The organism is Streptomyces sp. NPDC046887, assembly GCF_040644755.1.
GTDB classification, from domain to species: domain Bacteria; phylum Actinomycetota; class Actinomycetes; order Streptomycetales; family Streptomycetaceae; genus Streptomyces; species Streptomyces lichenis.
On the sequence record NZ_JBEYXH010000045.1, the window covers coordinates 18041 to 39471 of the forward strand.

Sequence of the window (21431 nt, forward strand, 5' to 3'; positions counted from 1 at the left end):
AAGAAGCGATGACCGGAACCGACCCGACGACCGCGAGATTCGAACAGCAGCGTGCGCGGCTCCGCTCGGTCGCCTACCGGATGCTCGGCTCGACCAGCGAGGCCGAGGACGCGGTGCAGGAGGCATGGCTGCGGCTGAACCGCACCGACTCCCGCGAGGTGGAGAACCTCGACGCCTGGCTGACCACCGTGGTCGCCCGGATCAGCCTCAACATGCTGCGTTCGCGGCGGGCCCGGCGGGAGGAGCCGGACGACGCCGTGCGGGTGCCCGACCCGGTCGTGGGCCCGGTGGACCCGGCCGCCGGGCCCGAACAGCAGGCCGAACTCGCCGACTCCGTCGGGCTGGCGCTGCTGGTGGTGCTCGACACCCTCTCCCCCGCCGAGCGACTGGCGTTCGTGCTGCACGACATGTTCGCGGTGCCGTTCGAGGAGATCGCGCCGATGGTCGAGCGGACCCCGGCGGCGGCCCGGCAGCTCGCCAGCCGGGCGCGGCGCCGGGTGCGGGGCCAGGCGCCCGTGCCCGACCCGGATCTCGCCCGGCAGCGCTCCGTGGTGGACGCCTTCTTCGCCGCGGCGCGCGACGGCGACTTCGACGGCCTGGTCGCCGTGCTGCACCCCGAGGTGGTGCTGCGCTCCGACGGCGGCGCCGCGCGGACCCGGCACACCACCGTACTCACCGGCGCCGAGACGGTCGCCTCGCAGGCGCTCACCTTCGGCAAGCTCTCCCCGTTCGTCCGCCCGGCACTGGTCAACGGCGCGGCCGGGGTGGTCGTCGCCGCGGGCGGACGGCCGATGTCGGTGATGGGCTTCACCGTGGTCGACGGGCTGGTCGTGGCCATCGACGTGGTGGCCGATCCGGAGCGGCTGACCGGACTGGACCCGGCCGTGCTGGACGGCTGAGGCCCCGGCCGGCCCGGACGGCCTTCACGACACACAGCCGGGCGGGGATGTCAGTGGGCCCCGCTACGGTGTGGCTCATGGCTGCCCGTACGAAATCCGCGAAGGACCGGCCGTCCTACCGCTGCACCGAGTGCGGCTGGACGACCGCCAAATGGCTCGGCCGCTGCCCCGAGTGCCAGGCCTGGGGCACGGTCGAGGAGTACGGGGCGCCCGCCGTCCGGACCACCGCCGCCGGGCGGGTGTCCAACGCCGCGCTGCCCATCGGCCAGGTGGACGGCCGGCAGGCCACCGCCCGCTCCACCGGGGTGGACGAGCTGGACCGGGTGCTCGGCGGCGGGCTGGTGCCGGGCGCGGTGGTGCTGCTGGCGGGCGAGCCCGGGGTGGGCAAGTCCACGCTGCTGCTGGACGTCGCGGCCAAGGCGGCGAGCGACGAGCACCGCACGCTCTATGTGACGGGCGAGGAGTCGGCCAGCCAGGTCCGGCTGCGGGCCGACCGGATCGGCGCCATCGACGACCACCTCTATCTGGCCGCCGAGACCGATCTCTCCGCCGTGCTGGGCCATCTCGACGCGGTGAAGCCCTCGCTGCTGGTCCTGGACTCCGTGCAGACGGTCGCATCACCGGAGATCGACGGCGCGCCCGGCGGTATGGCGCAGGTGCGGGAGGTGGCGGGCGCGCTGATCCGCGCCTCCAAGGAGCGCGGGATGTCCACCCTGCTCGTCGGCCATGTCACCAAGGACGGCGCCATCGCCGGGCCCCGGCTGCTGGAGCACCTGGTCGACGTGGTGCTGCACTTCGAGGGCGACCGGCACGCCCGGCTGCGCCTGGTGCGCGGGGTGAAGAACCGGTACGGGGCGACCGACGAGGTCGGCTGCTTCGAGCTGCACGACGAGGGGATCACCGGTCTCGCCGACCCGAGCGGGCTGTTCCTGACCCGGCGCGCGGAGGCGGTGCCGGGCACCTGCCTCACGGTCACCCTGGAGGGGCGGCGCCCGCTGGTCGCCGAGGTGCAGGCGCTCACGGTGGACTCGCAGATCCCCTCGCCCCGGCGGACCACCTCCGGTCTGGAGACCTCCCGGGTGTCGATGATGCTGGCGGTGCTGGAGCAGCGCGGCCGGATCAGCGCGCTCGGCAAGCGGGACATCTACAGCGCCACGGTGGGCGGGGTGAAGCTGTCGGAGCCGGCCGCCGACCTGGCGGTGGCGCTGGCGCTCGCCTCGGCGGCCAGTGACACCCCGCTGCCGAAGAACCTGGTCGCCATCGGCGAGGTGGGGCTGGCCGGGGAGGTGCGCCGGGTGACCGGGGTGCAGCGCCGGCTGGCCGAGGCACACCGGCTGGGCTTCACCCACGCCCTGGTGCCGAGCGACCCGGGCCGGGTGCCGGCCGGGATGAAGGTGGTCGAGGTGGCGGACATGGCCGACGCCCTGCGCGTACTCCCCCGCGGCCGCCGCCCCTCCGCCGGGCGGGAGGAGGGCGCCCGCCAGGAGGCCCCCACGGGCTGAGTCGCTACGGGCGGGGGGCCGCGCCCGATTCATCCGCAACGTCCGTTCGGTGGTGGATCGTCGGTGGGGCCGCGTCACCCGGGGCGGGGCTCGTGGGGTGGGCTGGGTCACGGGTCGGCCGGGGGGCTCCGGGGGTGCCGATCGGCGGGCCGCGGACGGGCGCGGGCGCTTGGGCCGCAGGTGGTGGGCGGGTTCGGAGGGCCGGCGGCGGGGAAGGCCGTCGGGCACACGACCGTGTGCGCGGGCGAGCCGGTCGGGCTCGGGGCGGACCCGGGCACGGGCGGGGTCGCTAGACTTTGCCCCGGTCTCGCCCATCCGTACGAGCCGGAGGAGTGCAGTGGCAGCCAACGACCGGGCATCAGCGCCCGGAAAGTCCGGCGGAGGCTCCGGCAACGAGGCGCTGATGCGCGCATCCCTGAGCGCGGTCGCGCCGGGTACGTCCCTGCGGGACGGCCTGGAGCGCATCCTGCGCGGCAACACCGGCGGTCTGCTCGTGCTCGGCATGGACAAGACCGTCGAGTCGATGTGCACCGGCGGCTTCGTCCTGGACGTGGAGTTCACCGCGACCCGGCTGCGCGAGCTGTGCAAGCTGGACGGCGCGCTCATCCTCGACAAGGACATCACCAAGATCCTGCGCGCCGGTGTGCAGCTGGTGCCGGACGCGTCCATCCCCACCGAGGAGACCGGCACCCGGCACCGCACCGCGGACCGGGTCTCCAAGCAGTGCGGCTTCCCGGTGGTCTCCGTCTCCCAGTCGATGCGGCTGATCGCGATCTACGTGAACGGTGAGCGCCGGGTCCTGGAGGAGTCGGCCGCGATCCTGTCCCGCGCCAACCAGGCGCTGGCCACCCTGGAGCGGTACAAGCTGCGCCTGGACGAGGTGGCCGGCACGCTCTCCGCGCTGGAGATCGAGGACCTGGTCACCGTCCGGGACGTCACCGCGGTCGCCCAGCGGCTGGAGATGGTGCGCCGGATCGCCACCGAGATCGCCGAGTACGTGGTGGAACTCGGCACCGACGGGCGGCTGCTCGCGCTCCAGCTGGACGAGCTGATCGCGGGCGTCGAGCCCGAGCGGGAGCTGGTGGTCCGGGACTACGTGCCCGAGCCGACCGCCAAGCGGTCCCGTACGGTCGCCGAGGCGCTCACCGAGCTGGACGCGCTCACCCACGCCGAGCTGCTGGAACTTCCCATCGTGGCGCGGGCGCTGGGCTACAGCGGTTCGCCCGAGACGCTGGACTCGGCGGTCTCGCCGCGCGGTTACCGGCTGCTGGCGAAGGTGCCCCGGCTGCCCGGCGCCATCATCGAGCGGCTGGTCGAGCACTTCGGCGGGCTGCAGAAGCTGCTCGCCGCGAGCGTGGACGACCTCCAGACGGTGGACGGCGTCGGCGAGGCCCGCGCCCGCAGCGTACGAGAGGGGCTGTCCCGGCTCGCGGAGTCCTCGATCCTGGAGCGGTACGTCTGAGACTCCGAGGGGCTCGGCGGCTTCGGCCGGTCAGCCCTTCGGCCGGTGTCAGTCCCTTGGCCGGTCAGTCCCTTGGCCGGTGTCAGTCCTTGGCCAGGGCGAAGGAGGCGGGGAGCACCTTGACCCCCGGTACGGCCGCCTCCACCAGGTAGGTGCCCGGCTTGGCCGCCGAACCGGGGCCCTCCTCGGCGCACTTGGGGGTGGAGCCGCGGCGGTCCCACTCCACGACCCGGGTGACGCTGCCGCCGGCCGGGACGCGCACCATCAGGGTGGCCGCGCCGCGCGGGCAGTGGTTGGAGGACCACACGTCATCGTCCTCGGCGCTGATGGTGAGCACCGCGTTCTTCGGCCCGAGGTCGGTCTTGCAGGTGGTGGCCGAGGTGTTGCGGGCCACCAGCCGGAAGGTGGGCTTCTCGTCCGGCGCGTAGCGGACCTTCTCGGTGGTCAGGGTCACCCGCAGCGCGCCCGCCGGGCAGCCGGGAAGCGGTGAGTCGGCCGGGACCTGCCCGCCCCCGGCGGCCGTACCGCCGGAACCGGCCCCCGCCTGCGTACCACCGCCGGAACCGGCCCCACCGTCCGCACCAGCCCCGCCCGAACTCCCCGACCCGGTACCGGAGCCGTCCGACCCGCCCTGACCGCCGTCCGCGCCGGAGCCCGCGCTGTCGCCGTTCTTGCCGGAGTCCCCGCCCGATCCACCGGGCTCCTCGCGGCCGCCCGGCGCCTCGCTGATCGCGGGACCCGAACCGGACGGGCCGGGCGTGATCGCGGAGGGCCGGGGGGAGGCGCCGTTGCGCGCGTCGTCGCCCTTGCCGCCGCTCCCGCCGCCGGAGGCGACGGCCCACACGACCAGCACGGCCACCAGCAGGCCCAGGCTCGCCGCGACGGCCCTCCGCCGCCAGTAGATGGAGGAGGGAAGCGGCCCGACCGGATTGCGCAGAGATCCCACGGACCGAACTGTACGAGAGATCGACGCCAACTCCCGCGCCACCCGCCGCCCATGCGCGAAGTTTTCCCGATGATCACATCCCGTCCGCACCGCCTCGCGAGGACCCGCGGACCGGCCTGCGACCGCACCCGGGACCGCGCGTGAGCCTTCCCTGACGGAGCGTCGATCAAGGACGGTGGACGCGGGCGCTCCGGGGCCGGCGGAGCCGACCTCGGGGCGGAGTGGGCGCGCGGCTGCGGGTACCGTCATGGGCCATGAGCCAGGACCTGTACCGCGACATCACCGACTTCGCCCACGGCACACCGGGCTGGGTGCGGCTGCTCGCCGAGGTGTGGACGGAGGCCGGGCTGCTGCTGTTCGGTGTGCTGTTCCTCATCGGCTGGTGGCAGCGCCGGGGTGCCGACTCCACGATGGTGGCGGTGGCCGTCCTCGCCCCGCTGGGCACCGCGTTCGGCTATGTGGTGAGCGAACTGCTCAAGTCGGTGATCACCGAGGAGCGGCCGTGCCGCGCGGTGGCGGGCGCCGCCCCGTCGCTGGTCAGCTGCCCCCCGTACGGTGACTGGTCCTTCCCCAGCAACCACTCGGCGATCGCCGGGGCGGCCGCGGCGGCGCTGGTGCTGGTCTGGCGCACCATCGTCTGGCTCACCGTGCCGATGGCGCTGCTGATGGCGTTCTCCCGGGTCTTCGTCGGGGTGCACTACCCGCATGACGTGGCGGCCGGCCTGGTGCTCGGCGCGCTGATGGCGGTGCTCTTCGTCCGGCTGCTGACCGGCCCCACCCGGGCCCTGGCCGACTCGATGCGCGGCAGTGGTTCCGCGCTGGCGAACTGGCTGGCCGGCCCCGGTCCGGCCGTCCCGGAGCCCCCCGTGCGACGCCGCCGTCGGCAGGCGATGCACCGCCGCGGCTGAGAACCGTGCCAGGATCGTGGGTGCCATGACTGCGATCCCTCCCCTCCCCGCGTCCACCCCGGAAGCCGCCGTCAACGACCCTTCCGCCGGCACCCGCCCCCGTACCGTCCCCGGCCCCGGCTCCCGCTCCGCCCCGGGCGAGGCCGGGGTGCCGGACGCCGCCGGTATCGAGACGGCCGGCGCCCGGGCCTCCGCTCTCCACACCCCGGTCCTCGCCTGGTTCGACCAGCACGCCCGCGATCTGCCGTGGCGCCGCCCGGAGGCCGGCGCCTGGGGGGTGATGGTCAGCGAGTTCATGCTCCAGCAGACCCCGGTCAGCCGGGTGCTGCCGGTGTACGAGCAGTGGCTGGCCCGCTGGCCGCGCCCCGCCGACCTGGCCGCCGAACCCTCCGGCGAGGCGGTCCGCGCCTGGGGCCGGCTCGGCTACCCGCGCCGCGCGCTGCGGCTGCACGGGGCGGCCGTCGCCATAACGGAGCGGCACGGCGGTGACGTACCCAGCGAGCACGCCCAGTTGCTCGCCCTGCCAGGGATCGGCGAGTACACGGCCGCGGCCGTCGCCTCCTTCGCGTACGGCCAGCGCCACGCGGTGCTGGACACCAACGTCCGCCGGGTGTTCGCCCGCACGGTGACCGGGGTGCAGTACCCGCCGAACGCCACCACCGCCGCCGAGCGCAAGCTCGCCCGCGCACTGCTGCCCGACGACGACACCACCGCCGCGCACTGGGCCGCCGCCTCCATGGAGCTGGGCGCGCTGGTCTGCACCGCCCGCAACGAGGACTGCTCCCGCTGCCCGGTCTCCGGCCACTGCGCCTGGCGGCTGGCCGGGAAGCCCGCCCACGAGGGCCCGGCGCGGCGCGGCCAGACCTACGCCGGCACCGACCGCCAGGTGCGCGGCCGGCTGCTCGCCGTACTGCGGGAGTCGGCCGGACCGGTCGGGCAGGCCTCGCTGGACGCGGTCTGGCACGAGCCGGTGCAGCGCGCCCGGGCGCTGGACGGGCTGGTGGCGGACGGACTGGTGGAGCCCCTGGAGGGCGGCCGCTACCGCCTGCCGGGCTGAGATCCCCGGGGCTCCGATGGCCGGTACCCCGGGCGCCGGCCACCGGAGCCGCGGCCTCCGCCTCTGTGACACCACCGCTGTTACACAACCGATGGACAGCCGTGCGTCCGCCGACGGGCTGTGCGGACAACCCCGTGACAACGCCTCCGTAGCGTCTCCCGACGTAAGACCGACGGGTCGACCCGTCGAGTTGACGCAAGACCAACGGGGATCACGGGGAACGGAGGCGGTTCGGGATGTCGCACGGCGAGGTGCTCGGATTCGAGGAGTACGTACGCGCCCGGCAGGACGCTCTGCTGAGGAGCGCCCGGCGGCTGGTGCCCGACCCGATCGACGCCCAGGATCTGCTGCAGACCGCGCTGGTGCGCACCTACGGCCGCTGGGACGGCATCGCGGACAAGGCGCTGGCCGACGCCTACCTCCGCCGCGTCATGATCAACACCCGTACGGAGTGGTGGCGGGCGCGCAAGCTGGAGGAGGTGCCCACCGAGCAGCTCCCCGAGGCGCCCGTGGACGACGCCACCGAGCAGCACGCCGACCGCGCCCTGCTGATGGACGTGCTGAAGGTGCTGGCGCCCAAGCAGCGCAGCGTGGTCGTGCTGCGGCACTGGGAGCAGATGAGCACCGAGGAGACGGCTGCCGCGCTGGGCATGTCGACCGGTACCGTGAAGTCCACGCTTCACCGCGCGCTGGCCCGGCTCCGCCAGGAGCTGGAGAACCGGGCCGCCGCCGGCGAGGAGCACGGCCACGGCGGCGCCGGCCGGGTCACCCCGCTGGGGCGTGCGGGCCGTGCGGAGCGTACGGCCGGAGGTGTCCACGAACGGGGGCGGGAGCGGTGCGCGGCCTGAGCGCCAGAGACCACAGGGGCGGCGAACGCGAACCCGGACGACCGGGGACGCGGCGCGGCCCCGGCGGGCTGCGGACGGCGGCCCCCACGACACTGGTCGTGGTGGCCGCCCTCGGTCTGGCCGCCGGCGGGTGCTCCGCGGGCGGCACCGGCACCCGTGACGAGGGCTCGGCGGCCCGCGCCGACGCCGCCCCGCCGAGCACCACGTTCCCGCAGTTCACCGGGGTCGGCGGGTTGGGCCGGCCCAAGGTGGACCCGGTCCGGCTGGTGCTGGACGACCCCAAGGTGAGCAAGCAGGTCAAGAGCGACCTGAAGCCGTGCGCCGAGGACGAGTACCCGGTGGACACCTCGTACGGGAACATCACCGGCAGCACCGTGCCCGATGTCGTGGTCAACGTGCTGACCTGCGGTGACGCGATCGGCGTCGGCACCTATGTGTACCGGGGGCGGGTGGAGGACGCCTCGGACGTCACCTACCGGAACGTCTTCGCACTGGAGGAGCCGGCGGTCTACTCCACGATCGACCGCGGCGACCTGGTGGTGACCAAGCAGGTGTACGCCGACGACGACCCGGTGACCTACCCCTCGGGTGAGGACGTGATCACCTACCGGTGGGCCGGTGCCAGGTTCTCGGAGCGGGACCGGGTGCACAACGACTACAACAACCCGGTCGGGGACCCCGGCCCGGTCGACGAGGAGACGGCGGAGCAGCGGGACGTCAGCTGAGCCGGAGACTCGTCGGGGCGGGACAGCGCTGAGCCGGGAGCCTCGCCCGGCCGTCGGTGGGTAACGTGGCGGAGCCGCCGGGACCGGGCGGCGACCGACGCGGGACCCTGAGGAAGGGCCTGGGCGGCGACCGGCACGGGCCCTGAGAGAGGCACCGGCGGCGACCGGCACGGGATCCTGGACCAGGGCCCGGGCGGCGACCGATGCCGAGCCCCCGGGCAGGGCCCGGGACAGAGACCGAGAACCGAACGGGGAGACCTCCGGGATGGCCGAGACCCATGTGCTGTTCGTCGAGGACGACGATGTCATCCGCGAGGCGACCCAGCTCGCGCTGGAGCGGGACGGCTTCGCGGTGACCGCGATGCCGGACGGGCTGTCCGGCCTGGAGTCCTTCCGCGCCCACCGGCCGGATATCGCGCTGCTGGATGTGATGCTGCCCGGAATGGACGGGGTCAGCCTCTGCCGGCGCATCCGCGACGAGTCGACCGTCCCGGTGATCATGCTCTCCGCCCGCGCCGACTCCATCGACGTGGTGCTGGGCCTGGAGGCCGGCGCCGACGACTACGTCACCAAGCCGTTCGACGGGGCGGTGCTGATGGCCCGCATCCGGGCGGTGCTGCGCCGCTTCGGCCACGCGGGCGGCGGGGCGGCGGCCGCCGAACGGGACGCCGAGGACGGCCAGGGCGGCATCCTGGTCTTCGGCGACCTGGAGGTGGACACCGACGGCATGGAGGTGCGTCGGGGCGGTGAGCCGGTGGCGCTGACCCCGACCGAGATGCGGCTGCTGCTGGAGTTCTCCTCGGCGCCGGGCACCGTGCTCTCCCGGGACAAGCTGCTGGAGCGGGTGTGGGACTACGGCTGGGGCGGCGACACCCGGGTGGTGGACGTCCATGTGCAGCGGCTGCGCACCAAGATCGGCCAGGACCGGATCGAGACGGTCCGCGGTTTCGGCTACAAACTCAAGGGATGAGCTCCAGGGATGAGCGCGAGGGATGACGGCGCGGCGCCGTGGTGAGGGCATGGTGAGACGGTTCGTCCCGCGTACCGGGGTCCGCTGGAAGATCTCGCTCGCCATCGCGGGGGTGGGCGCCCTGGTGGCGGCCGCGCTCAGCCTGGTCGTCCACAACGCCGCCCGGGTGTCCATGCTGGACAACGCCCGGGACGTGCAGATGGAGCGGCTGCTGTTCGCCCAGCGGATGTACGAGTCGGCCAAGCCGAAGGGCGACCCCAAGTTCGGCGCCAAGCTCAACGACCCGGCGCTGCCCGCCCAGTTGGACGACCTGATCGGGCAGCAGCGGAAGGCCACCTTTGTGGCCGAGCGGGACGGCGGGGCGCCGGACGTCTGGGCGGCCGTTCCGCTGGCCAACGGCGAGGTGCTGTCGCTGCACACCCGGTTCGCCGACCGTTCGGCGACGATCATGAACGATCTGGACCAGGCCCTGGTGGTGGGCTCGGTCTCCACCGTGTTCGGCGGCTGCGCGCTGGGGGTGCTGATCGGCGGCCAGCTCTCGCGGCGGCTGCGCAAGGCGGCCACCGCAGCCGGGAAGGTCGCCCAGGGCAACACCGAGGTACGGGTACGGGACGCCGTCGGCGGGGTCGTCCGGGACGAGACCGACGAGCTCGCCCGGGCGGTGGACGCGCTGACCGACGCGCTCAACGAGCGGATCGAGGCCGAGCGCCGGGTGACCGCGGACATCGCGCACGAGCTGCGCACCCCGGTGACCGGGCTGCTCACGGCGGCGGAGCTGCTGCCGCCGGGCCGACCGACCGAGCTGGTACGGGACCGGGCGCAGGCGATGCGCACCCTGGTGGAGGACGTTCTGGAGGTGGCCCGGCTGGACGGGGCCTCCGAGCGGGCCGAGCTCCAGGAGATCGCGCTGGGCGAGTTCGTGGCCCGCCGGGTGCGGACCCTCCACCCGGATGTGACGCTGCGGATGGTGCACGAGTCCTGGGTGAACACCGACCCGCGCCGACTGGAGCGGATCCTGGGCAATCTGCTGGCCAACGCCGCCAAGCACGGCCGGGGCCCGGTGGAGGTGACGGTCGAGGGCCGGGTGGTCCGGGTACGCGACCACGGCCCCGGGTTCCCGGCGGAGCTGCTGCGGGAGGGCCCGAGCCGGTTCCGCACCGGCTCCTCCGACCGGGCCGGACACGGCCACGGGCTGGGCCTCACCATCGCCGCGGGCCAGGCCCGGGTGCTGGGCGCCCGGCTCACCTTCCGCAACGCCGCCCCGACGACCGACCTGCCGACCGAGCCGGCGGAACTCCCGGGCACGGGGACCCTGACGCCGGGGACGGGGACGGGGACGGGGACGGGTGGCGGTACGAGGCCGGGGCCGGGATCCGGTACGGGGACGGGTGCCCGTGCGGCCTTGGGCGGCCTGGCGCCGGGCCCGGAGCGGGCAGCGGTGCCGGGAGGGGCTGCGCCTGTGGAGCCGGGGGCGGAGCAGGCGGTCCGTTCCGGCGGCGCCATCGCGGTGCTGTGGCTGCCCGAGCACGCCCCCACGGCCACCGGCAGCTTCCCGGTCCTGCGGCTGCCGGGGGCCCGGGAGGAGCGGTAGGGCCCGTGACCTGGGAGGCCTCCTTCTGGCCGGGCCGCCCGAGGCCGTACGGCCTCCCGACCGTGGCGGCGACTCTCGCTTCCCGCCCTGGCTGTTCAGCCCTCAGCTGTTCAGCCCCCTCAGCTGTTCAGCAGCTCCAGCTGGGCGAGCGCCCTGCAGCTGCGGTCCGTCCACCCGGTAGCCCTGCTCCGCGAACGCGTCGAAGCCCGCCTCGTACAGCGGCGGGGCCGCGATGTGCAGGAAGTCCAGGTCCCGGACGGGTGGATCGCCGTCCTGGCTGAGCTGGGTGGCCGGCGGCGTACGGGGATCACCCGCCCGCGTTCACCGGGACCACACCCTCCGCTCGGCAGCCGTACCCGACCCGGCCACCCGGCGGCTGGACGCTCCTCACCGACCGTACGAGACCGTCCGTACGACCGGTCCCGTACGACTCGTCCGTACGAGCCCGACCGCAGGAGTCCCGTCCCCGTCCGTCAGGAGTCCCGTTGATTCCATCAGGAGCCCCGTTGATTCCGTCAGGAGTCCCGTCGATGAGGCACCGCCCCACTCGGCTGACCGCTCTCGCCCTCCTCGGCTCGGCCCTCGCCGTCCTGGCGACCGCCGCGCCCCCGGTCACCGCCGCCGCCCCGGAGCACCCTGGCCGACGGCACCATCTGCCCGTCCTGCCCGGCGTCGTCCCGCGCGCCGAGACGCCCACGCTCCACGACGACGAGGCGGGCGGCAACGCGGACGCCGACGACCCGGCGATCTGGCGCAACCCGGCCGACCCGGACCGCAGTCTGGTCGTCGCCACCGCCAAGGAGGGCGGGCTGCGCGTCTACGACCTGGACGCCCGGGTGGTGCAGAGTGTCCCCGCGCCCCCGGCGCCCGGGCCCGGGGACGCCCCGGGGCGCTTCAACAACGTGGACCTGGTGCACGGACTGCGCCTGGGCACCGGAGGCAGGGGCGGACACCGTTCCCGCCCGGCCGACCTTGCCGTCACCACCGACCGGGGCCGCGACCGGCTGCGGGTGTACCGGATCACGGCGCCCGGCCGCTCCGGGGCGGCGGCCCCGCTCACCGATGTCACCGACCCGGCCGCGCCGCCCGTCTTCTCGGCCGGCGGCCAGGGCGAGATCAACGAGCAGCGCACCGCCTATGGGCTCGCCACCTGGACCGACGAGGCCAGCGGCCGTTCGTACGCCCTGGTCAGCCGCCGTGAGCGGACCCGGATCGCGCTGCTGGAGCTGCTGCCCACCGCACGCGGCACGGTCACCTACCGGACCGTGCGCACCCTGGACCTGCCGGCCTCCTTCCGGCTGCCGAACGGCCGCTCTTGGTCGCCGTGCGCCGAGCCGGGCGAGCAGCCGCAGGTCGAGGGCATGGTGGTGGATCCGGCGCACCGGGTGCTCTACGCGGGCCAGGAGGACATCGGCATCTGGCGGATCCGCGCCGATCTGACCGGCGCCCCGGTGCTGCTGGACAAGGTCCGGGAGTTCGGCGTGCCCGGCACCTACGACGAGGAGACCGAGGAGTGCGCGCCCGGCGCCGATCCCGGCTTCGGCGGAAAGCACCTCGCGGCGGACGTCGAGGGGCTGACCCTGCTCCCCGGGCGCGGTGGGGGCGGCCGGCTGCTGGCCTCCAGCCAGGGGGACGACACCTTCGCCGCGTACGACCGCCGAGCCGCGGCGCGTGTCCCCGGGGGTGGGGCGTACGCGGGCGGCTTCCGGGTCGTGGCGGGGCGCGGGGCGCTGGACGGCGCCGAGGAGTGCGACGGCGCGGCGGTGCTGAACGCCCCGCTGGGCCGGCGCTACCCGCACGGGCTGCTGGTGGTCCAGGACGGCCGGGCCGGGGACCCGGGGGACGGTGAACGGGCCTCGACCGGCTTCAAGTTCGTCGCCCTGGAGGACGTCCGGGGCGCCTTGGAGGGCTGACCGCACACCGAAGGGGGCCGGCCCGTGCACCACGGACCGGCCCCCTCCTCGTACGGCTATTGCTCAGATGGCCGCGTCCACAAGCGGCGGGTTCTTCGCCCCGTCCCCCGCGGGCGGGGTGGGCTGGGGTCCGGCGCCCTTCAGCGGGACCTCCTTGACGAAGAAGGCCGCCACGAAGCCGATCACCGCGATGGCCGAACCGAGCAGGAAGGCCCCGTGGATGCCGGAGGAGACCGCGAACTGGTAGGCCTCCCGGGCCTGCTCGGGCAGCTTGGCCAGGCTGGCCGCGTCCAGCTGGGCGGAGGCCAGGCTGCCACCGCCGCGGGACGCCATCTCGTCCTGCACCCGGCTGTTGAACAGCGCGCCCATGATGGCGACGCCGAAGGAGGAGCCGAGGGTGCGGAACAGGGTGGTGGAGGAGGAGGCGACGCCCATGTCCTTCATCTCCACGCTGTTCTGGGCGACCAGCATGGTGATCTGCATCAGGAAGCCCATACCGGCGCCGAGCACCGCCATGTAGAGACCCGAGGTGAGCCGGGAGGTGCCGGTGTCCATCTGCGCGAGCAGGAACAGCCCGACCACCATCAGCGCGCCGCCCGCGATCGGGAAGACCTTGTACTTGCCGCTGCTGGTGGTGACCCGGCCCGCGACCAGCGAGACGGCCATCATCGACAGCAGCATCGGCAGGAGCAGCAGCCCCGAGTTGGTCGCGGAGGCGCCCTGCACCGACTGCTGGTACAGCGGCAGGAACAGCACCGCGCCGAACATCACGAAGCCGGTGAGGAAGCCGATCACCGACATCAGGGTGAAGTTGCGGCTGCGGAAGATGTGCAGCGGGACGACCGGCTCGGCGGCCTTGGTCTCCACGTAGACGAACGCGGCGAGGGCGGCGACGCCGAGCGCGATCAGCCCGACGATGGTGGCGGAGCCCCAGGCGTACTCGGTGCCGCCCCAGGTGGTGACCAGCACAATCGCGGTGATGCCGACGGTCAGCAGTCCGGCGCCCAGGTAGTCGATCCGGGCCCGGCCGGTGCGCTCCTTGCGGGGCAGGTGGAGCACGGCGGTGACCATGGCGAGGGCCACCGCACCGAGCGGCAGGTTGATGTAGAACGACCAGCGCCAGCCCCAGTGGTCGGTGATGGTGCCGCCGACCAGCGGGCCGCCGATCATGGCCAGGGCCATCACGCCGGCCATCATGCCCTGGTACTTGCCGCGCTCCCGGGGCGGTATCAGGTCGCCGATGATCGCCATCACGCCGACCATCAGACCGCCGGCGCCCAGGCCCTGCACGGCGCGGAAGCCGATGAGCTGGCTCATGTCCTGGGCCATGCCGCTGAGCGCGGAGCCGATCAGGAAGATGACGATCGAGGTGAGGAAGGTGCCCTTGCGGCCGTAGAGGTCGCCGAGCTTGCCCCAGATCGGGGTGGAGGCCGCGGTGGCCAGGGTGTAGGCGGTGACCACCCAGGACAGGTGCTCCAGACCGCCCAGCTCACCGACGATCGTCGGCATGGCGGTGCCGATGATCATGTTGTCCAGCATGGCGAGCAGCATCGCGATCATGAGCGCGAGCAGGACGACCCGTACGCTCCGGGCGGGCTTGCCCTCGTCGGCCGCCGCTGCCGGGGCCGCCGCCCCGGAACTGCGATCTGGTGAAGCTGGCGTACTCATGAAACGTCTCCCGTTGCTTACTTGCCGCCCGGCTAGTTACTACACTGGAAGGTAGACTGGCTACTAGCCGGGCGTCAAGTAAGTTTGTTCGGACCAGTTCGTTCGGACCGATTCGCACCCGTGAGGCGACCATGAGCAGAGGCAACACCCGTCAGCGCATCCAGGACGTGGCCCTCGAACTCTTCGCCGAACAGGGCTATGAGAAGACATCGCTGCGTGAGATCGCCGAGCGGCTGGATGTCACCAAGGCGGCGCTCTACTACCACTTCAAGACCAAGGAGGACATCGTCATCAGCCTCTTCGCCGACCTGGGCAGGCCGGTGGACGAGCTGATCGCCTGGGCGGAGCAGCAGCCGCGCACCCTTCAGACCAAGCAGGAGATCCTGCGCCGCTACCACGTGGCCCTGATGGGGGCGCTCCCCCTCTTCCGCTTCATGCACGAGAACCAGGCGACGGTGCGCGAGCTGAGCATCGGCGAGACCTTCAAGGCGCGGATGACCACGCTGGCCGGGATGATCCAGGACCCGGACGCCTCCATGGTGGACCGGGTGCGCTGCGTCAGCGCCCTGTTCACCATGCACGCCGGGCTGTGGCTGATGCAGGCGGTCGAGGGCGAGGAGGCCGAGAAGCGCCAGGCCGTTCTCGACGTGGCCATCGACCTGGTGACCCAGGCGCACCACGCCGAGACGGGCTGAACGCGGCGAGGCGGGCCGAGCCCGCCGAACAGGCTGAACGCGGGGAGGCGGGCGCCCATGAAGGGCACCCGCCTCCCCGCGAATATCAGCGGCGAATATCAGCGGATCACAGCGCGCGTCAGCCTCGCTGCCACACCGGTGTCGTCAGATGCTGACGCCGACCGTGCGCAGGAAGGCGGCCGGGTTGAGGGCCGAGCCGTAGTTCGGGGTGGTACGGATCTCGAAGTGCAGGTGCGGGCCCGAGGAGTTACCGGTGTTGCCCGACTTGGCGATGGCCTCGTTGGCCTTGACCGTCTCGCCGATGCTCACGTTGACCTTGGACAGGTGGGCGTACTGCGAGTACTTGCCGTTGGCATGCTTGATCACGATGGCGTTGCCGTAGGCGGGGCCGTCACCGGCGCCGTTGGGGCCGGCCTTGACCACGGTGCCCGCGGCGGCGGCCTTGACGGTGGTACCGGTCGGGACGGCGAAGTCCTGGCCCGAGTGCTTGTGGGCCCACATGGCGCCGCCCTGGTTGTAGCTGGCGCTCAGGGTGTACTGGGCGACCGGCTTGACCCAGGAGGGGGCCTTCTTGGCAGCCGGCTTCTTCTTGGCGGCGGCCTTGGCGGCGACCGGCTTGGCAGGGGCGGCCTGACCGTCGGCGGCGAAGGCGGCACCGCCTCCGAACACCATCGACGCTCCCAGACCGGCGGCGGCGAGGGCGACGACGGTGTTGCGGGCGGGGTGCGAAACGCGCTTCGACATACGGGGAAGTCCTCCGGACAAGAGCGGACCCGGTGCGAGCGGTGCACCGGGCTGGTTGCTCATCCTTGGTAACCCGACCCCCCATCCCGCCTCAAACCCCCCATCTACGACATTCGGTCGTAGCGAAGGCGGTGTGACCGGGACTCTTGACGAGGAGCGGAACCCGAAGCCGTATGCCCGAAATGTCCTAACAAAGCAAGGTTTAGCGCGCCGTAGTACGCCTCCATCTGCGGCTTTCCCCCCAGCTCACCCGGATCTCGGGGTGGGCGGGTCCCAACAGGCCGCAGAGGACATCCCCGGCGGGCCCCTTGCGCCCCTCCCACAGCACTATTCCTCGTAGTACCGCCCAAACCGCCTGTGCGGCTTGTCACCACCCGCCCCCTGGAGCCTGTGGCCCCGGTCACCGCCGTACCCTCTCCAGGTGTGGCCCCGGTCACCGGCGAGGGCTCTTGGATACGCCCCTCCCGACGGCCCCGCTCCCCGATAGGCTCGGATCGGTTATCCACGCACCCGGGGGGACTGAGGCATGGAGCCCGCACTCATCGGCACCCGTCTGGCGTCCAGCGTGATGGGGCCGCTGGTCAAGAAGCTGTTCGCGCCGGACGCCCCCGGCGCGGGTCTCACCCATCACCGCCGTATCCGCCTCTCCTCCCTGGTCTCCTTCCGCGGCGAGCAGCGCACCCTCACCGAGAAGGACGTCCGCAAGCTCGCCGCCACCCTGGTCCGGGACGCCCTCGCCACCCCCGGCGAGCCCCCCTTCCCTCCCGCCGAGTCCGAGCCCGTCACCGAGGCCCTGACCCGCCGGCTGCTGGCCCTCGGCGACCTCGACATGGACGACGTCCAGGCGGTCCGCCTGGGCCACCAGCAGCTCGCCACCCGCCTCCGTACCGCCGCCGGCCCCGCGGACGGGTTCACTTCCGACGCCGCCCGCTTCCTCGACACCCTCACTGAGTGGGCCTGCCTGCACATCCTCCAGTTCTTCACCCAGCGCTCCACCTTCACGGCCCGCGCCCTGGTCGAGCAGGCCCGGGGCCAGGACGAGCTGATCGCCCGCACCGACCTGCTCCTCTCCCGCCTCCCCACCCCCCTCGCCGAGGACGCGGCCTTCGAGCGCCGCTACCACGAGTACATCGCCCGCAAGCACGGCCAGCTGACGATCTACGGCATCGACCTGCACAACTCCCCCGACCGCTGGCCGCTCGACGGGGCGTACCTCTCCCTGGAGGCCCTGGAGACGGCCTCCCCCGAGCCGCGCCCCGGTAAGCCCTGGATCCAGGCGCTGCCTTCCGGCCCCCTCCCCGCCGACCAGGCGCTCGCCCAGCACGGCCGGGTGCTGCTGCGCGGGGTGGCGGGCTCCGGCAAGAGCACCCTGGTCCAGTGGCTGGCGGTCTCCGCCTCCCCGGACGCCACCGACCCCCGGATGTCCTACCTCCGCGACCGTGTCCCGCTGGTCCTCCCTCTCCGCATCCTCAGCCGCCACGGTGAGCGCCTGCCCACCCCCGACCGCTTCCTCTCCGCCGCCGGCTGCCCGCTCACCCCGCCCGACGGCTGGGCGGACCGGGTGCTCTCCAGCGGCCGGGGCCTGGTCCTCATCGACGGCATCGACGAGGTGCCCGAGCCGGAGCGCGAACGGGCCCGCCGCTGGCTCCGCGATCTGCTCGCCGTCTACGAGGGCTCCAACCGCTGGCTGGTCACCTCCCGCCCTTCGGCGGTACGGGACGAGTGGCTGCGCCCCGAGGGCTTCACCGACCTCGCCCTCACCCCCATGGGCCGCGCCGAGACCACCGCCTTCGTCCACCGCTGGCACACCGCGGCGGGCGAGGACGCCGCCCCGCACGAGCAAGCCCTGCTCTCCGCCCTCCGCACCAAGCAGGACCTGGCCCGGCTCGCCACCAACCCCCTGATGTGCGGCCTGATCTGCGCCCTGCACCGCGACCGCAGGGGCTTCCTCCCGCGCGGCCGCAAGGCCCTCTACGACGCCGCCCTCGACATGCTGCTGGTCCGCCGCGACCGCGAGCGGGACATGGGCGCCCCGAGCGGAGTGGATCTGGCGGAGGCTCCCCAGATCCGCCTCCTCCAGCGCCTCGCCTACTGGCTGACGGTCAACGGCCGCCATGTCATGGACCGCACCCGCGCCCTCGCCCTCATCACCGAGGCCGCCCCCGCCATCCCGGACGTGGCCGCGATCGGCGCCCCCGAGGCGGTCTTCCGCCACCTCCTCCACCGCAGCGGTCTGCTCCGCGCCCCCACCGCCGACCGCGGAGCGCTGCCGGAGCCGGAGGCGCAGCGACTGACGCTTCGATCGGGTGAAACCGTCCTCGCGGCACTGGGCCGGTCCGCCCCTAAGGAGGCGGGCCGGGCCCTCACGAGGGACGGCCGGTAGGGCCAGCCCGCCTCGGTTACGCGGGGAACAACCGATTGCCCCTCGGCGGATCGGCCATATGCACTGCCGGTGGAGGCACTTGCCCGCACCAGACACGTGGGCGGGTGCAAGATCGCGGTTCGCTCCCGGGAGCGGCTCGCTGTGTTCGGGCCACACTACGGCCGGCCCTGGTGGGCCCGACGAGCTGCGCAACTCCGGAGACCTCACGTCCTCCGCGCCGGTCATGGACCGGGTGCTCCAGCTCGCTGAGGCGGGTGCGCGAGCTCACGGGGGTCGAGGTCGGTGGCCTGCATGACGAGCACCCTCATGCCCTGGAGCAATTGGTCTCCGCGAAGGTATCCGACGGGACCTGGCCTTCCCTCCGGAGCCCTGGTCGGAGGTGGACCTGATGGCCGCGCTCGAGGAGAGCGCGGGCACCGTTCGTGGTCAGGTTATGGGTCTTAGCTCGTCGTGGTGAGGGAGACGTTGTCGAGAGTGATTGCGGTTTTGATGGGGTTGCCGCCAATCTCGAAGTTCAGCGAGCCGGCCGTGGTGTCGACAGTCGAGGTGAAGGTGTAGCTGTAACGCTTCAAGCCGGTTCCGAGGTCCACAACCTGGTCCAGGGTGGAGGTGTACGGTTCCCCGCCGAGCTGGACGATGGCCCGCATCTGCGCGGCGGCCGATGCCTTGGCATCAAAGGTGAGGGTGTACGTGGCGCCCTTGCGGAGGAGGAAGTCGCTCTGTCCGGCGATGGCTTCCCACGAGGAGGCAGCGTCGGCTTCGACAGTAGCGAGCAGTGTCCCTTCGGCATGGGTGATGGAGGCGCGCTCGGTGACCCACCAGCCGTCGACGCTGGTGGTGAAGGTGCCGTTGCGGATCAGGTCAACGTAGTGGACCGGGCCAGGAGTGACTACAGGGGCGCCAAAGCCGCCGGTGCCGTTGCCGGGGTAGGCGTAGATGGCTCCGCTGGTGTGGATGGCGATCAGGTCGCCCTTCTTGTCGCCGTTGAAGTCAGCGCCAGAGACCAGGCGCATGTTCTGCCAGCCGTCGCCAGTCTTCTTTGCCCCGTGGAAGGTGCCGTCTCCCTTGCCGGCGTACATATAGAGGGCGCCACTGTTGTGGACGGCGTAGATGTCGCTCTTGGCGTCACCGTTGAAGTCTCCGGCGACGAGCAGACGCATGTTTGACCAGCCGGAACTGGACACGGCCCCTGAGGCGAAGTTCTTGCCGTTGCCCGCGTAGAAGAAGAGGTTGCCGTTGGCGTGGATGGCGATCAGGTCGCCCTTGTTGTCGCCGTTGAAGTCGGCGGCTGCAAGCAGACGTATCCCGCCCCAGCCGCTTCCGGCGACGGAAGAGCCGGTGACGCCGTTCTTTCCGTTACCCGGGTAGAGGTAGATGCTGCCGTTGCGGTTGGCGGCGAGGATGTCGGCCTTGCCATCACCGGTGAAGTCTGTCGCGGCCAGCAGACGCATGCCGGCCCACTTGCCCTCGCTGACCTTGACGCGCTTGCCGAACTTGCCCTTGCCGTCCCCGGGCTGGGCGTACAGGTAGTCGTCGGCCGCGTCGATCGTCAACAGGTCGGCCCTACCGTCACCATTGAAGTCGGCGGCGGTCATCAGCTGCGACCACGACCGCCCCACGGTCGTGGCGACCCAGTCGGCCACGTCGTCCGTACGCGTGGCAACGGCGTCGGTGCGGGTCTCGGTCTCGCCCAGACAGCCGCCCTGCCGCGACCGGGTGGCCACACCCACCAACTCAAGGCGCCCCTCGGCCTCCCGCAGCAGCGGGGCACCGGTGTCACCCTTGCACAAGGTGTCGTTTTCAGTGGCACCGGCCAAGGTGAGCTCGGTGTCGGAAAGGGAGCCGACCTTCATCGACGCGGTGTGGGCCCTGCTCGGTATCCATTCAGTCTTGGTGCGGCCGAATCCGACGGCCTGCAGGGTCTCGCCCTCGCCTGCGGGGGACGCGGCCAGTCCGAGGGGCGCCATACCGGCGGCGGGTGTCGCCAGGCGAGCCATGACGAGGTTGTGGTTGGGAGAAGGGACGAGCTCGACAACATCAGCAGTGTGTCCACCAGTTCCGGTCAGGGAACTTCGGCCGATGGTGGCGGTGGTCTTGAGAGCGGGCTTGCCCGGAGCGATCTGCGTCGGGTTGGCGGAGTCGGCAGCGAAGCAGACGGCGGCGGTCAGTACCCACTGGCCGTCGACCAGGGCACCGGAGCAGGAACGGGTGGTGTCGCCCTCGCCGATGTGGAGGCGGGCGGCGGATGCCTGGGTGCTGGCTGGGGAGCCAGGACCAGTGGCGGCCGTGGCTGGGGTGCCGGTCAGCACGGTGGAACTGGCGGCAGCCGCCAAGAGTACGGCGAACACGGCGGGACGAGTGCGTGTGCGAGACACGGTACGGATCTTCCTTAGCTGTGAGACGGGAGGCGACTACGGGGTGGACGTCAGCCAGTGATGCGCAGCTCGACGAGGACCGAGCGCTTCAGGCCGCCCGTCTCATCAGCCTCGCCGATCGCGGTGACCTGGTCCTTGCCGGCCTCGTAGGTCGTCTTCTTGCCGTCGGCTGTGACCGTGGCCCGTACCGCGCGGTCCTGAGTCCACAGCATGAAGGAGTCCGGGATCTCCATCGCCAGGTAGCCGGAGGCTCCGGTAGCGACGAAGCAGTATCCCCGCGCCTTGTCAACGCGGGATTCCACCCAGATATCCCGGGCTTCACTGCAGCCGGAAAGGCCGCCGACGACATCGCCCGGCTTGAGCATGATCCCGCCGTCACCCCGCTTCAGCACGATCTTGCGGTCCAGCAGGATCTTCTCCGCGCCGGGGTGGGTGAAGTCCTCCACCGCGTAGGGAATGTCGTCTACTGCGGCCGCCTGAGCGTTCCCAGGTGCCGCCGAGGCATTCGCCGCAGCCAAGCTAGTAACCGCCGCCCCCAGAGCAAGCAGACCAAGCCCCCCGGCCAGCCCAGCCTTCATCGATCGAGATATCAAGGTTTAAACCTTCACGTTCTGCACTATGGTCGTCCTTCGCCCACATGATGCGAAGTCAGAGCAAGCTACCAGTAAAGGAACTGTAAGGAGATCATGTAGGATCGATGCGCCGCCTCTATGACCGAAGGCGTGCCTGACCGCAACAACCAGTG

The 21431-nt window shown here is 72.5% G+C and carries 16 protein-coding genes and 1 pseudogene; 12 read left to right on the forward strand and 5 right to left on the reverse strand.

Annotated features, from left to right (window positions below):
• Window positions 1–8 precede the first annotated feature (8 nt).
• From sigJ to disA, 3 genes are all read left to right on the forward strand, one after another.
• Window positions 9–899: an RNA polymerase sigma factor SigJ gene (gene sigJ, locus ABZ945_RS29245; protein ID WP_361275540.1), complete on the forward strand. Its 891-nt coding sequence runs from the start codon at window positions 9–11 to the stop codon at window positions 897–899.
• A 77-nt stretch (window positions 900–976) separates the two neighbouring features.
• Window positions 977–2401 carry a DNA repair protein RadA gene (radA, locus tag ABZ945_RS29250; protein ID WP_361275543.1) on the forward strand — a complete coding sequence of 475 codons (1425 nt, stop codon included), beginning with the start codon at window positions 977–979 and terminating at the stop codon, window positions 2399–2401.
• Window positions 2402–2738: 337 nt separating this feature from the next.
• Entirely contained in the window at window positions 2739–3863 is a 1125-nt protein-coding gene (gene disA, locus ABZ945_RS29255; protein WP_361275545.1) for a DNA integrity scanning diadenylate cyclase DisA, read from the forward strand.
• Between the two features lie 82 nt (window positions 3864–3945).
• Here the strand turns inward: disA and ABZ945_RS29260 are convergent, their stop codons facing one another.
• On the reverse strand, window positions 3946–4809 hold the full coding sequence (locus ABZ945_RS29260; RefSeq protein WP_361275548.1) for a hypothetical protein: 864 nt from the start codon (window positions 4807–4809) through the stop codon (window positions 3946–3948).
• A gap of 254 nt (window positions 4810–5063) precedes the next feature.
• Here ABZ945_RS29260 and ABZ945_RS29265 point away from each other — a divergent pair, with 254 nt between their 5' ends.
• The 7 genes from ABZ945_RS29265 to ABZ945_RS29295 all read left to right on the forward strand — a co-directional run bounded on the left by ABZ945_RS29265 (window position 5064) and on the right by ABZ945_RS29295 (window position 12821).
• A complete protein-coding gene (locus ABZ945_RS29265) occupies window positions 5064–5717 on the forward strand; it encodes a phosphatase PAP2 family protein (RefSeq protein ID WP_361275551.1) in 654 nt (217 codons plus the stop codon).
• Between the two features lie 25 nt (window positions 5718–5742).
• Window positions 5743–6774, forward strand: coding sequence for an A/G-specific adenine glycosylase (locus ABZ945_RS29270; RefSeq protein ID WP_361275554.1), 1032 nt, complete (start codon window positions 5743–5745; stop codon window positions 6772–6774).
• A 236-nt stretch (window positions 6775–7010) separates the two neighbouring features.
• A complete protein-coding gene (locus ABZ945_RS29275; RefSeq protein ID WP_361275557.1) occupies window positions 7011–7622 on the forward strand; it encodes a SigE family RNA polymerase sigma factor in 612 nt (203 codons plus the stop codon).
• Between the two features lie 92 nt (window positions 7623–7714).
• Entirely contained in the window at window positions 7715–8347 is a 633-nt protein-coding gene (locus ABZ945_RS29280; protein ID WP_361275621.1) for a hypothetical protein, read from the forward strand.
• A gap of 265 nt (window positions 8348–8612) precedes the next feature.
• Window positions 8613–9317: a two-component system response regulator CseB gene (cseB, locus tag ABZ945_RS29285; RefSeq protein WP_361275560.1), complete on the forward strand. Its 705-nt coding sequence runs from the start codon at window positions 8613–8615 to the stop codon at window positions 9315–9317.
• 52 nt (window positions 9318–9369) lie between these two features.
• Entirely contained in the window at window positions 9370–10908 is a 1539-nt protein-coding gene (gene cseC, locus ABZ945_RS29290) for a two-component system sensor histidine kinase CseC (RefSeq protein ID WP_361275624.1), read from the forward strand.
• A 530-nt stretch (window positions 10909–11438) separates the two neighbouring features.
• The gene (locus tag ABZ945_RS29295; RefSeq protein ID WP_361275563.1) at window positions 11439–12821 is read left to right on the forward strand and encodes a phytase; all 1383 of its coding nucleotides are present in this window, start codon (window positions 11439–11441) and stop codon (window positions 12819–12821) included.
• Between the two features lie 63 nt (window positions 12822–12884).
• Here the strand turns inward: ABZ945_RS29295 and ABZ945_RS29300 are convergent, their stop codons facing one another.
• Window positions 12885–14489: an MDR family MFS transporter gene (locus ABZ945_RS29300; protein ID WP_361275565.1), complete on the reverse strand. Its 1605-nt coding sequence runs from the start codon at window positions 14487–14489 to the stop codon at window positions 12885–12887.
• A gap of 131 nt (window positions 14490–14620) precedes the next feature.
• Between ABZ945_RS29300 and ABZ945_RS29305 the strand changes: the two genes are divergently transcribed.
• A complete protein-coding gene (locus ABZ945_RS29305) occupies window positions 14621–15184 on the forward strand; it encodes a helix-turn-helix domain-containing protein (RefSeq protein WP_361275568.1) in 564 nt (187 codons plus the stop codon).
• A 144-nt stretch (window positions 15185–15328) separates the two neighbouring features.
• On the opposite strand, the gene ABZ945_RS29310 is transcribed toward ABZ945_RS29305, so the two are convergent.
• Window positions 15329–15928, reverse strand: a complete 600-nt coding sequence (locus tag ABZ945_RS29310; RefSeq protein ID WP_361275571.1) for a M23 family metallopeptidase — start codon at window positions 15926–15928, stop codon at window positions 15329–15331.
• A gap of 526 nt (window positions 15929–16454) precedes the next feature.
• Here ABZ945_RS29310 and ABZ945_RS29315 point away from each other — a divergent pair.
• A pseudogene (locus ABZ945_RS29315) lies at window positions 16455–18176 on the forward strand (NACHT domain-containing protein); the annotation flags it as partial.
• A gap of 575 nt (window positions 18177–18751) precedes the next feature.
• Here ABZ945_RS29315 and ABZ945_RS29320 read toward each other — a convergent pair.
• Complete coding sequence (locus ABZ945_RS29320) at window positions 18752–20659, reverse strand: FG-GAP-like repeat-containing protein (RefSeq protein ID WP_361275573.1); 1908 nt, start codon at window positions 20657–20659, stop codon at window positions 18752–18754.
• Window positions 20660–20736: 77 nt separating this feature from the next.
• Entirely contained in the window at window positions 20737–21132 is a 396-nt protein-coding gene (locus ABZ945_RS29325; protein ID WP_361275576.1) for a hypothetical protein, read from the reverse strand.
• Between the last annotated feature and the right edge of the window lie 299 nt (window positions 21133–21431).